General features: G+C 57.4%; 13 protein-coding genes. All 13 read left to right on the forward strand.

Annotated features, from left to right (window positions below; translation table 11 throughout):
• Positions 1-42 precede the first annotated feature (42 nt).
• Complete coding sequence (locus tag JL015_RS23760; RefSeq protein WP_201020176.1) at positions 43-540, forward strand: hypothetical protein; 498 nt, start codon at positions 43-45, stop codon at positions 538-540.
• A gap of 11 nt (positions 541-551) precedes the next feature.
• Positions 552-887, forward strand: a complete 336-nt coding sequence (locus JL015_RS23765; protein ID WP_025261076.1) for a hypothetical protein — start codon at positions 552-554, stop codon at positions 885-887.
• Between the two features lie 32 nt (positions 888-919).
• Positions 920-1,123, forward strand: a complete 204-nt coding sequence (locus JL015_RS23770) for a hypothetical protein (RefSeq protein ID WP_025261075.1) — start codon at positions 920-922, stop codon at positions 1,121-1,123.
• An 18-nt stretch (positions 1,124-1,141) separates the two neighbouring features.
• Complete coding sequence (locus JL015_RS23775) at positions 1,142-4,636, forward strand: phage tail tape measure protein (RefSeq protein WP_201020177.1); 3,495 nt, start codon at positions 1,142-1,144, stop codon at positions 4,634-4,636.
• Positions 4,636-4,974, forward strand: a complete 339-nt coding sequence (locus JL015_RS23780; RefSeq protein WP_025261073.1) for a phage tail protein — start codon at positions 4,636-4,638, stop codon at positions 4,972-4,974. The genes JL015_RS23775 and JL015_RS23780 overlap by 1 nt, the downstream gene beginning before the upstream one ends.
• Positions 4,971-5,720: a phage minor tail protein L gene (locus JL015_RS23785; protein ID WP_201020178.1), complete on the forward strand. Its 750-nt coding sequence runs from the start codon at positions 4,971-4,973 to the stop codon at positions 5,718-5,720. Before JL015_RS23780 ends, JL015_RS23785 begins: the two co-directional genes overlap by 4 nt.
• A gap of 2 nt (positions 5,721-5,722) precedes the next feature.
• Positions 5,723-6,535: a C40 family peptidase gene (locus JL015_RS23790; protein ID WP_201020179.1), complete on the forward strand. Its 813-nt coding sequence runs from the start codon at positions 5,723-5,725 to the stop codon at positions 6,533-6,535.
• A gap of 30 nt (positions 6,536-6,565) precedes the next feature.
• Positions 6,566-6,865 (forward strand): hypothetical protein, encoded by a 300-nt coding sequence (locus JL015_RS23795; protein ID WP_201020180.1) that lies wholly within the window; start codon positions 6,566-6,568, stop codon positions 6,863-6,865.
• A 45-nt stretch (positions 6,866-6,910) separates the two neighbouring features.
• Complete coding sequence (locus tag JL015_RS23800; protein ID WP_201020181.1) at positions 6,911-7,255, forward strand: hypothetical protein; 345 nt, start codon at positions 6,911-6,913, stop codon at positions 7,253-7,255.
• 55 nt (positions 7,256-7,310) lie between these two features.
• Entirely contained in the window at positions 7,311-7,904 is a 594-nt protein-coding gene (locus tag JL015_RS23805; protein ID WP_201020182.1) for a tail assembly protein, read from the forward strand.
• Between the two features lie 36 nt (positions 7,905-7,940).
• Positions 7,941-8,387, forward strand: a complete 447-nt coding sequence (locus JL015_RS23810; RefSeq protein ID WP_201020183.1) for a hypothetical protein — start codon at positions 7,941-7,943, stop codon at positions 8,385-8,387.
• Between the two features lie 55 nt (positions 8,388-8,442).
• On the forward strand, positions 8,443-11,877 hold the full coding sequence (locus JL015_RS23815) for a host specificity protein J (RefSeq protein ID WP_201020184.1): 3,435 nt from the start codon (positions 8,443-8,445) through the stop codon (positions 11,875-11,877).
• A 1-nt stretch (position 11,878) separates the two neighbouring features.
• On the forward strand, positions 11,879-12,075 hold a 197-nt coding region (locus JL015_RS27830; protein ID WP_236250267.1), incomplete at its 3' end, for a hypothetical protein.

Consider the following 12,075-nt stretch of genomic DNA (forward strand, 5'->3'; position numbering starts at 1 on the left):
TGCCGCCTGGCAGCTTTATCCAATGCCTTTGGAGGATTACCCATGGCTGATGACAACCTGAATACCGCAGCCGGCTGCCGATTCTCGCTCGGCACAAAGATGGCCGCTGCGACCGAAGCCGAATACGCGGCAGACACCTATATACAGGTCGGCGAGATCGAAGACCTGGGCGAGTTCGGCGATACATTCAGCTCTGTGACATTCACTTCGCTCAGTAATGGCCGGGTGCGCAAATACAAGGGCACTGCTGATGCGGGCGACATGACGCTGACTGTCGGCCTGGACAATGGCGACGCCGGTCAAAAGGCCGTCAAGACGGCGCACAAAGACCGCTCCAAGGGTAACTACAACATCAAGGTTACCCTCAACGATGGCGACCCCACGGCCCAGCCGGCAGTGCTGCCTACCACCTTCTACTTCAACGGCAAAATCATGAACAACACGGTTGCGCCAGGCGCTGCTGACAACGTCGTGCGCCGCAACATCACCATCGGCATCAACTCCGACATTCTCGAAATCGAAGCTGGCCCTGCGGCCTGACTGGGTGACACATGAGCAAGACGCTGCATGGAAATATCGATATTGAAATTGATGGTGTCATCTATCACCTGCGCCCAACCCTGGCGGCTGTTCGTGCTATCGAGGCCCGCTTCGGTGGGTTGCGCGGCGCTGCCAGTGCGTTGCATGCGGTAAGCGTCGATGGCGCGGCATTCATCATCGCGGCGGGTGCCAACCTGACCGAAAAGCAGACCGATGGTTTGCCAGAGGCGGTCTGGCAGAAGGGGGTGACGGAGCTTACTCCATTGCTCAACGAATACCTGGCCGCCCTGTACAACCCACGCGGGGGTGAACCGGGAAAGGAAATGGCGACGGAGTCAGCGCCGTAGAGGCGGGGAGCTACGTTGACCGGCTTTATGCGGTGGCCACCGGCTGGCTTGGCTGGTCACCCGATGTCGCGTGGCATACCCCGCTCCCCGAACTGTTCCTAGCCATGGACGCAAAAATCGAGTGGGCGCGCATTACCAATCCTTTCAGCCAGCCCGTACAAACCCAGGCCAAACCCAAGCCTGCGACAGTCGCGCAGAAGCTGCGCATGGCGCTGACTGGGCGCGGTGAAAAATAATCAGTTGGAGGGCCCGCCGTGGCTGATACAGACGTACAGGGCATGCTTGTCAGGATCGAGGCCACGACAGCGCAGCTTCGTCAGGAGCTGGCTCGTTCGGAAAGTGCGGTGGCGAATACGGCCCAGAACATCGACCGCAGTCTTGGGGTTGTGGATAGTGCGTTCGACCGCCTCAACGTCAATGCCCGGGAAGCTGGGCATGAAGTCACGTCTGTATTCTCTGCAATCGGCGCTGCCAACCTTGCGGCGGTCGGCTCTGTAGCAGGCCTGGTCGCGCTGACAACAAGCACCATCGATTACGCAAAAGAGGTGAAGAACCTTTCGGCGCTATCGAACACCACGGTTGAAGACTTTCAGCGCTGGGCGTACGGAGCCAAGAGTGTCGGTGTCGAGCAGGACAAGCTCGGCGACATCCTGAAAGATACAAACGACCGGGTCGGTGAATTCCTGCAGCGTGGAGGCGGGGAGATGGCCGATTTCTTTAAGGAGATCGCCCCCCGGATCGGCGTCACTGCGAGCGCATTTGCGAACTTGTCAGGCCCGCAGGCCCTGCAGCTCTACTACAGCTCGCTTGAAAAGGCCGGGCTCAACCAACAGCAAATGACGACTTACATGGAGTCGGTTGCTGATGAGGCCACTGCCCTGATACCCCTGCTGCGTGATAACGGCAAAGGCTTCAAGGAGCTGGGCGACCAGGCAGAGCGTGCGGGCGGAGTCATTTCCGAATTCAATATCGTGCGTCTCGTTGAAGCCGGGAAAGCTATTTCGGCGATGAAGGACACGTTCGCTGGTGCTGCAAACCAACTGACGATCGGCCTCCTGCCTGGAATCGAAAGTGTCACCAAGAGCTTTCAGGAGTTGCGTGATAACGGCGGCGCACAGCGCCTTGGCGAAACCATCGGCTTTCTCGTCGAGAACATCGATGTGCTTGTCGCGGCGCTGGGCGGAAAGATGGCTGCCGCTTTCGCCAAGTTCGCGATTGATGCGGTTACGTCGGCGGGCGCGGCGACCAAGGCGATGGTCACCAACATCGCGACAACGAAAGCGTCAGCAATTGCAAAGGCCGAGGAAACGGCGGCATCGGCTGCAGCGGCATCGGCAAAGCTGCGCGAGTCTGTCGCCGCTTACTCTGCCGCCCAGGCCGTGCAACTGGAGACTGCGACCCGCGTGGCAAGCCTGCAGGCCGCTCAGCAGACCCTGGCATATCAGGCCCGGCTGGCGGTTGGTACTGCCGAAGAGGCTCGCTACACCGCTGCGCTGGCCGCCATTGAGCGTGATTTGGCTGTTGCCAAGGCTGCCGCTGCCGCCGCCACTCAGCGGCTGACTGTTGCAACTACGGCGTCCACGGCGGCCATGGCTCGCGATACTGCCGCCACAACGGCAAACGCAGCGGCGCAGGCCCAGGCCGCTGCCGCCAAGAACGTGCTTGCCCGTGCGGGTGCGTCGCTGCTCTCGATCCTTGGCGGTCCGGCAGGCATCGCGGCGCTGGCGGTCGGCGTGGGTGTGGCTTTCCTGGCTATGGGCTCAAACGCCCAAACTGCACGCACGGACGTGAACGACCTAAAGCGCTCCGTGGAGGAAGTGCGCAAAGAGTTCGCCCAGCTCACCCGTGACCAGCAGCAGGGCGCGCTGGTGCGCGTTACCGAGCAGCAGCGCGATTCGGCGCAAAAGGCGACTGAAGCCTACGATGCGTTGCGCACATCGGCGCAGCGGGCTCTCGTTGGACCCCGATCAAGCGAGGCGGGAGCAAAGCAGTTTGCAGCTCTGACGAGCGCTATGGATCAGGCTCGGGCTGCTGGCCAGCCTCTGTCTGACACGATCCTGAAGGTGGGCCAGCAGCTCGGAATCCCGCAAAAAACGCTCGATGGATGGGTCAAGCAATCCGAAACCGTCAGCAGCCTTGATGTCGAGACAGGGCTGCTATCTGCCCGGCAGGCGCTGTACAGCAAGCAACTGGATGACAGCACCAAAAGCACCAAGGGTAAGACCGATGCTGATATAGCAGCGGATAACGCTGGCAAGAACTTTCAGCAGACCCTCGAAAAGCAACTGCACACGCTGAAGGACAAGACAAAGCTCGAGGAAGCTGATCGCTTCATCACTGAAAACAAGATCGATCCGCAGAGCGCCTTGGCGAAGCAGATTCGGGAAACGGCCAAGGCGTATGACGCGCAGAAGGATGCCGACAAGGCTGCGACTGATGCCGCCCAGAAAAACAAATCGGCTCAGAGCAAGCTTGAGCAGCAGCTCAAGACCGCAGGTGATGCTTACACCAAGCTCAAGGAGAAATTCGATCCTGTCAGCGCGGCAGCGGATGAGCAGAAGCAAAAGACCGATGAGCTGAACCTGCTCTACAAGTCCGGCAAGATTTCCACTGAAGAGTACGGCAAGGGACTCCAGTGGTTGAAGTTGCAGTACGAGCAGACGGTCGCGTCCTCCTCGGGGCTGGCAGAAGCCATGAAGTACGAGGCCGATCTGCAGCGGCAACTGGCGGTTTCAAGCGCCTCTTATGATCAGATGGCTGCAGCGGTGGGTATGGGAGACAAGCAGGCGGATCGTGCGCAAGCGCGCCTGGCGCTGGAGCAGGATACCAACAACAAGATCCTGGCCCTGCGCACCCAGTTGGCGACAGCCACAACGGAAAGGCAGCGCCAGGCGCTGGAGACGCAAATCCAGCTGACCCAGCAATACGGCGTCCGTCAGCTTGATGCCATGCAGCAAGGGTACGAAAAGCTTGATGAGGCGCAAGCCGACTGGAAGAACGGCGCAAAGTCTGCGTTCCAGGATTATCTCGATTCGGCAAAGGACGTCGCCGGCCAGACAAAAACCTTTTTCACCGGCGCTTTCAGCTCGATGGAAGACTCTGTCGTGAGCTTCGCAGAAACAGGCAAGTTCTCGTTCGCCGATTTCACAAAGTCGATCATTGCTGACATGGGGCGCATTGCTGCTCGCAAGGCATCCTCGGCGCTGCTGGAGATGCTGTTCAATGCCGGCATGAGCTACTTCAGCTCCGGTTCCGGGAACGGGCTGGCGTCAGGATCGGCGGGCGCTACATCGTCGAACCTCGGCGCGTCGTCGGCAGGCTACTCATCCACATACTTTCCTCAGGCGCTGGGCGGTGCCTGGTCGAATGGCGTGCAGATGTTCGCCAATGGTGGAGCCTTTGAGACCAACAGCATATTGACCATGCCAACGCCATTCAGCTTTGGCACCGGAGATATGGGGATTGCGGGCGAGGCTGGGCCGGAGGCAATCATGCCGCTTGCTCGTGGCGCGGATGGTTCTCTGGGTGTGCAGGTGGTAGGCGGAACCCCAGGTGGCAGCACGGTTGTACAGCTCAGCGCGCCCATGCATATCACCGTTCAGGACCGCAGTTCCGAAGGGATGGAACTCGACAGCGCGGCCCTGCAGCAGAACATGCAGCGGCAAATGCTCGGCGTTGCAGAAAAGGCTATTGCCGATTCGTGGCGTGCCGGTGGCACAAGTTATCGAAACAGTACCGGGAGGCGCTGATGGCCTTAGAAACATTCGCGTGGATTCCCGACGACGAGGCCAGTTGCGACAGCACGATGCGGACACGGAAGTCCCAGTTCGGCGATGGGTATGTCCAGGTTACGAGCGATGGTTTGAATGCGGAGAGTGAGTCATGGTCGTTGTCGTTTGGTGGCCTGGCGAGTGAGATCTTGCCGATCCTTGAATTCATTCGAGCCCATCGCGGTGCCAGGTCATTCCTGTGGACCACGCCGGACGGCGTTCTCGGGCTTTATCGCTGTGAGACGTACCGGCAGCAGCGCAAGCCTGCCGATATCGTTTCGCTCACTGCAACATTTGAAAGGGCGTACCACCCATGAGTCTGATCACACAGCTTCAGAAGCTTGAGCCGGGAGCCGAGATCCTGCTGTTTGAATTGGATGGCTCGGACTTCGGTGCGGATGTGCTGCGCTTCCATGGGCACGCCATACCGCACACTCCCGAAGAACTGGCTGCGGCTGGCGCGAATGCCGATCAGTTACCCGCAAAGTCGATTTGGTGGCAGGGCAACGAGTACAGCGCCTGGCCTCTTGAAATCAAGGGCATTGAGGCCAATTCGGATGGTACTGCGGTTCGTCCGAAACTGGCCGTGGGTAACGTCAACGGACGGATCACAGCCCTGTGTCTGGCATTCGATAATTTGCTCGAGTTCAAGCTGACGATGCGTCACACCCTCGCTCAGTACCTTGATGCCGCAAACTTCCCGAGCGGAAACCCCGAGGCCGATCCGACAGAGGAAGAGATCGAGGTTTGGTATATCGATCAGAAAACTCAGGAGAATGGCGTCACGGTAACGTGGGAGCTGGCCAGCCCCGGCGATGTCGGCGGAGAAGTCATTGGTCGGCAGATGACTCAGCTCTGCCACTGGGCCATGACCAATGGCTACCGGGGGCCGAACTGCGGTTATACCGGGCCATACTTCGATTTCGATGGAAACCCCACGGATGACCCGGAAAAAGACGAGTGCAATGGCTGTCTCGATTCTGGCTGCGTTGTGCGCCACGGCCAGGGTAACGAAAACCCCTTCGGTGGTTTTCCTGCAATATCCCTGATTGCCCGGAGCTAATCATGCTGAAACACATCCTCGCCGCCGTGCAAGCGCACGCTGCGGCTGAGTACCCGCGTGAGTGTTGCGGGCTGATCGTGGCCGTAGGCCGAAAGCAACAGTACATCGCCTGCGAGAACACTGCTGCTGATCCCGGCGAAGAGTTTCGTATCTCGCCTGAGCAGTATGCTGATGCGGAAGATCTTGGCGAGGTCATCGGTATTGTGCATTCGCACCCGGATGCTACGAGCAGACCCTCGGCGCGTGACCTGGCCATGTGTGAGGCAACCGAATTGCCATGGCACATCCTGTCGTGGCCGGAAGGCGACTTGCGAACCATCGTGCCAACCGGCAGTACACCGCTGCTCAAGCGGCCATTCGTTCATGGGGCGTGGGATTGCTGGCAAGTCTGCGCAGACTGGTATCAGCGCGAGTGGGGGCTGGAGTTCCCTGCATACGCTCGGCAGGACGGGTGGTGGGAAAAGGCGGACGGGGAAAGCCTGTACGAGCAGGCCTACGAGGGTGCAGGCTTCTACCAGGTAAGCCAGCCCCAGCGTGGCGACATGATCGTGATGTCTGTTGGGCGCACAGCTCATCCCAATCACGCAGGCATATATCTCGGGGCCGATCCGAAACTGCCCGGCGAAGAGTCGGGCGCATTCGGCCCCGGCCCATTCCTGCTGCACCACCTTTATGGCCGGCCGTCAGAGATCATCGTCTACGGCGGACCCTGGCATGTTCGAGCACGCCTGATCCTCAGGCACAAAGATGCACAACCTCCCAGGCTGGTTGCTGGCATTCCATCCACGCTGGATGGGTGGACAGGTATAAGCTAGAGTCTGTTTTTTTCAGCGGAGCTTTGAGGGATGACAGTTTCAAGCGTAAGGGCATCAATGCAGCATGGAGTCGGCTTCGAGATACTTGAAACACGCTATATGGATAAAACCCTTCGGGTGTCTGTAGCCAAGAGTGCTAATGATCTAGATACCAAGAAAGTAGAGGGGGATGCTCAGGTTCATATGACCCTGATCGAAAAGAACAAAGCTGTAGAGAAGGGAGTTAAAGAAGTCTTTGATGCTGCTAAAAGTGGTGATTCTGTTGTTATTCTTTGTCGAAGCGAATCTATTTATAAAACCGTTTTGAAACAGATTGGTTTTGGTGAGTAACAGGCATCAATTAAATTGTATGCTTCGAGGTTTTAGGGGGGCAATATGAGGTTTTTTATTGGCGCGCTTGCTGTTGCGTTGTTGGCAGGGTGTGTGTCTCCCAGTGATTTGAAGGGAAATACACCATCCATAACGGCGAACACAAAAAAGCCTCCCAAAGCTTACGCGCTCTGCGTATTCCCCAAGTGGCAAGATGCTCGCTCTGAAGCGGTTCTTTCGGAAACCGTAGATGGCTATCGTTTGGTTGTTGGCGCTATGAAACTAACCGACGAGTTGCTCGAAGTGAAACAGACCCCAACAGGTAGTTCGGTCACCTTTTACCAGCGAGTTGCTTGGATGCCGGGGGTTGGAAGATCAGCAATCGAGGACGCGGTGAAGTCTTGCCTGTGATCAAAAAAGTTTCTAATAGCCGCCTTCGGGCGGTTTTTTTATGTATGGAGAAAATATGTCTACAGCCATCAGCTACTCGCCCATGACAGTAATCAAGTTATCTGGTCCGCTGGCCAAAATATTCGGTCGGGTGCATCGACGTAACTTGGACAGTGGGACAGTGAGCGAGGTTTTTTCCGCATTGAAGGCAACGCTCCCAGGTTTTTCTGAGGAGATCAAGCGCCTGGATCGTGCAGGCATGCGGTTTGCGATCTTCAGAAATGGAAAGAATGTTGATCAAGGAGAGTTTGGCCGAAGTGGCACGAAAGAGGTGCGGATAGTTCCAGTGATTTCTGGAAGCAAGCGCGCTGGGATTCTTCAAACAATTATCGGAGCTGTTATTTTCGTTGCATCATCTTTCGTTCCTGGTATGCAGGGCTGGGGGCATTCGCTTGGCGCGTCGCTGGCCATCGGCGGCGTCATCCAAATGCTCAGCCCGCAGGCGGGCGGCCTTTCCCAAAGCGCAGCACCTGAGAACTTGCCGTCATATGCCTTCGGCAGTGCCCAAAACACAACCGCTGCCGGTAACCCAGTTCCGATCTGCATCGGTAAGCGCCGCTGGGGAGGTGCGATCATCTCGGCTTCTATCTACGCAGAGGACAAAATGTGATAGTTTTCCGAGGAAATAGTGCATGGAGCGATCTCGATGGGTACTATCGGCGTAGTGGAAACAGTATCTGAAACCCTTCTGGATACTGTAAAAGAAAGCTATCAATTTAATTATAATGGGTCAGAGTATAAGGAAGATGACCCTTTGGGCTTTCGTTATATTCTCTTCAGGGTTGGTAGCTCAAATCGGGTTCTGGCTAAGATAAACAAAATAACGATTGATCTGGATCATCCTGGCAAAGCAGTATTTTGTTTTTCAGAGCTTCTAAAAGCATCATACATTGATACCGTTAATAACGATATTACTCGGCTGAATGAGCATAACGCCCAGGCGCTCAAGGAATTGTTCGAGAAAGACGGTGCGATCATCAATCGGCCTCCTGAAAAGATACCTCATAAGCTTAGTTTGTCATCAGCACTTGACCTGCTGTCAGAAACTTATGGAATCAGCCGGGAAAGTATAAAAATCACTATCAGCGGATAGTTATTTCTTTAAGCGAAACCGCCTCCGGGCGGTTTTTTATTGCCTGGAGGAAAGCATGGGCGCAGCAGAGCGTATCGAGATCGACGGTGCCAAGGGCGGCGAAAGCAACCCCAAGGCCCCCGTTGAGGCCCCGGACAGCCTGTCGTCGACGAACATCGCCAAGATCCTGCTTGCCGTGGGGGAGGGGGAGTTCGACGGCGTTCCAACCGCGCGCGATATCTACCTCGACAACACGCCGATCATGGATGCCAGCGGCAACCTCAACTTTCCCGGCGTGAAGTGGGAGTGGCGGCCAGGTGGTATCGATCAGTCCTACATCCAAGGCATTCCGGCAATTGAGAGCGAAACAACCGTCGGTGTTGAGCTGCGCAGTGATGCGCCGTTCACCCGGTCCCTGAGCAATATCCAGCTCTCTGCCGTTCGCCCCCGCTTCGACTGGCCGCGCATTTTCCAGCAGGACAGCAGCGGCAACACGAATGGCTACACAATCGAGTACGCGATCGAAATCGCAACCGATGGCGGCGCTTACGTCGAGGCGCACCGTGGTGCAGTGACTGGCAAGAGCATGAATGGTTACCAGCGGTCCGTGCGCGTAGATCTACCTGCATCGGAATCTGGCTGGATGATGCGTGTTCGCCGGATCACACAGAACGCGAACTCGGGCACTGTGGCTGACACGATGAATATCGCCGGTTACACGGAGATCATCGATCAGAAGCTGCGGTACCCGAACACGGCGCTGCTCTACATCGAATTCGATGCGCAGCAGTTTCAGAACATACCGACAGTGACTGTCGATTGCAGGGCCAAGCGCTGGCCGGTACCGAGCAACTACGATCCGGAATCCAGAACCTACAACGGCGTGTGGGACGGCACCTTCAAGCAGGCCTGGACGAACAATCCTGCCCTGGTCACTCATGGCCTATGTGTCGAGGATCGCTTCGGCCTTGGCAAGCGTATCAAGCCGTGGATGGTCGACAAGTGGGAGATGTACCGGATTGCCCAGTATTGTGACCAGGTTGTGCCGGACGGGCAGGGTGGCCTGGAGCCTCGTTTCCTTTGCGACATGAATCTGCAGGGGCGGGCCGAAGCTTGGACGTTGCTGCGCGACCTGTCGGCCATTTATCGTGGCATGGTGTACTGGGCTCACGGCTCTCTGTTCATGCAAGCCGACATGCCCCGTGAGCAGGATATCGACTATGTGTTCACTCGGTCGAACGTGATCGATGGTGATTTCGTCTACGGTGGTGCAGAGCGCAACACGCATTACAGTCGGGCGCTGGTCAGCTACGACAATCCGGCGAACAACTACGACACCGATGTCATTCCGATCACCGATGCAGCTCTTCAGCGCCGGTTCCGTGATCGACCGATTGAGCTGTCGGCAATCGGCTGCACCCGCGCTTCCGAAGCCCAGCGTCGGGGCAAGTGGGCGCTCCTGAGTAACAACCAGGACCGAACCGTAACCTTCAAGACAGGCATTGAGGGTCGCATCCCGCTGCCTGGCTACGTCATTCCTGTTGCTGACGAGCTGGTTGCTGGTCGGCCCAACGGTGGCCGTATCTCTGCAGCAGTCGGGCGGGTTGTGACCCTGGATCGCGACACGCCGATCAAGGCCGGTGATCGCCTGATCGTGAACCTGCCAAACGGCACAGCCCAGGGCCGCACAGTTCAATCCGTGGCAGGCCGCGCAGTTACAGTCACAACCGACTACGGCGTGCAGCCCGAGCCTCAGTTGCAATGGGCGATTGATTACGAAGACCTGGCCATCCAGTTGTTCCGCGTCCTGAAGACGGTGCGAACGGATGACGGCCAGTACGAGATCACTGCGCTCGAGTTCAATCCGAGCAAGTTCCCAAGTATCGACACAGGGGCAAAGCTCGAAACTCGTCCGATCAGCGTTATCCCGATCACCGTGGTACAGGCACCGGCCAGTGTTGCGCTGACCTCGGGCTACTCGTTCTCACAGGGGCTTGCAGTCAGCACGATGACAATCGAGTGGCCGGCTGTGGCCGGTGCTGTCGCATACGATGTTGAATGGCGTAAGGACAGCGGCAACTGGATTCGCCTGCCGCGTGCTGGCTCGACCTCTGTCGACGTGACGGGCATTTATGCGGGGGCTTACATTGCCCGAGTCCGTGCCGTAAGCGCATTCGATATTTCATCGATCTGGAAGAGTTCGGCTCTCACTGAGTTGAAGGGCAAGGAGGGGGCGCCGCCTGCCGTTGCGTTCTTGACGGCCAGCAGCGAGCTATTTGGCATCAGCTTGAAGTGGGGCTTCCCCGCTGGCGCGGAGGACACGCAGCGGACCGAAATCTGGTGCGGGCCGACGACAGACATGGAGAGTGCAGAAAAGCTCAGCGACTTGGCTTACCCTCAATCCGAATATCTGATGCGGGTCCCGCAGGCTGGCGCTGAGTTCTTCTTCTGGGCACGGCTTGTGGACCGGACGGGGAATATCGGGCCGTGGTACCCGGCGGGCAATGGGGTTGTCGGTCGCTCCAGCTCAGACCCGGCACCGATCCTTGAGCTGCTCACCGGCAAGTACGTTGAAAGCGAAGTGGGTCAGCAGATCTCGGAAAGGATCGACGACCTGCAGGCGCAGATAGAAGCGCTGGATGGATTGTCGGCTTACATACCCGATCAATCATATTTCGCTGGCGAGATGACGCTTGCCAATGGGCGGATCTATCAGGCCACCCAGGCGGTACCAGTCAATACGCCTCCGCCGAACATCAATTACTGGCTCGACGTCGGATCTGTTGTCGAAGCAGCAAATGGCGTGGCCCAACAAGTTCAGCAGAACACTGCTGACATTGATGAGCTGGCTGCTGAAGCATCAAGCGTTCAAGTGCTGCGAGCCGCGTTGCGCGACGACAACGCCGAAGGCGACCTGCAGGGCGCGCTGAAGCTGTGGGACACCCAAGCTGCATATGCAAACGAGATCGTTGTCCGGGCAACGCAGGATCAAGCCCTTGCAACTGCAACTGAAACGCTGCGGGCAAGCGTGTCAGGCAATGCAGCAGCGGTCCAGCAGGTGACACAAGCGCAGGTGACGACCGACGGAAAAATATCGACGCTCTGGACTGTACGCATGGAAGCAACGTCGAACGGCCAGCCATACGCTGCCGGGTTTGGCCTGGGGTTGGCGTCTGGCCCGGGCGGGACGACATCAAGCTTTGTCGTGAGGGCCGACACTTTTCTTGTGATGAATACAAATTCACAGACTCCCGAGTCGCTATTCGGGATAAGTGGCGGACAGACATTTATCAAGTCCGCATTTATTGAAGACGGCTCAATCACAAGCTTGAAAGTCGGTAACTTGCAGTCGAATGACTACGTCGCGAATACGTCGGGCTGGCTGCTACCGAAAACCGGCCCATGGCAGTTGAATGGATCGATGGCGGACGGACGTCGTTCTACGCTGGGAAATTCTGGATTCAAGGTTTACCACGCCAATGGTGTTCTCGGCATTGATCTGAGTTTGTGACATGACAGGTATAACGATAAGGGCTGCCGATAATACTGTGCTTGTCGACATGACAATGAAGCTCAGTCAGACGATGGGGAGCGTGGATACTGGCGGCGCTAATGGCGCTGTCACGATCCCGTCGCCACCCAATGGAAAAACTGCGTACTTCATTGTCGTGCCGCTGGTCGATATGCAGAACGAGAAAGGAAAGAGGCC

Origin of the sequence: Pseudomonas cichorii (genome assembly GCF_015471405.1) — a bacterium.
Taxonomy (GTDB): Bacteria; Pseudomonadota; Gammaproteobacteria; order Pseudomonadales; family Pseudomonadaceae; genus Aquipseudomonas; species Aquipseudomonas serbiensis.

Bases quoted from the DNA above. Each gene is read 5' to 3' on its own strand.
- JL015_RS23760 (WP_201020176.1), top strand. From the start codon at position 43: ATGGCTGATGACAACCTGAATACCGCAGCCGGCTGCCGATTCTCGCTC.
- JL015_RS23765 (WP_025261076.1), top strand. From the start codon at position 552: ATGAGCAAGACGCTGCATGGAAATATCGATATTGAAATTGATGGTGTC.
- JL015_RS23780 (WP_025261073.1), top strand. From the start codon at position 4,636: ATGGCCTTAGAAACATTCGCGTGGATTCCCGACGACGAGGCCAGTTGC.
- JL015_RS23785 (WP_201020178.1), top strand. From the start codon at position 4,971: ATGAGTCTGATCACACAGCTTCAGAAGCTTGAGCCGGGAGCCGAGATC.
- JL015_RS23790 (WP_201020179.1), top strand. From the start codon at position 5,723: ATGCTGAAACACATCCTCGCCGCCGTGCAAGCGCACGCTGCGGCTGAG.
- JL015_RS23795 (WP_201020180.1), top strand. From the start codon at position 6,566: ATGACAGTTTCAAGCGTAAGGGCATCAATGCAGCATGGAGTCGGCTTC.
- JL015_RS23800 (WP_201020181.1), top strand. From the start codon at position 6,911: ATGAGGTTTTTTATTGGCGCGCTTGCTGTTGCGTTGTTGGCAGGGTGT.
- JL015_RS23805 (WP_201020182.1), top strand. From the start codon at position 7,311: ATGTCTACAGCCATCAGCTACTCGCCCATGACAGTAATCAAGTTATCT.
- JL015_RS23810 (WP_201020183.1), top strand. From the start codon at position 7,941: ATGGGTACTATCGGCGTAGTGGAAACAGTATCTGAAACCCTTCTGGAT.
- JL015_RS23815 (WP_201020184.1), top strand. From the start codon at position 8,443: ATGGGCGCAGCAGAGCGTATCGAGATCGACGGTGCCAAGGGCGGCGAA.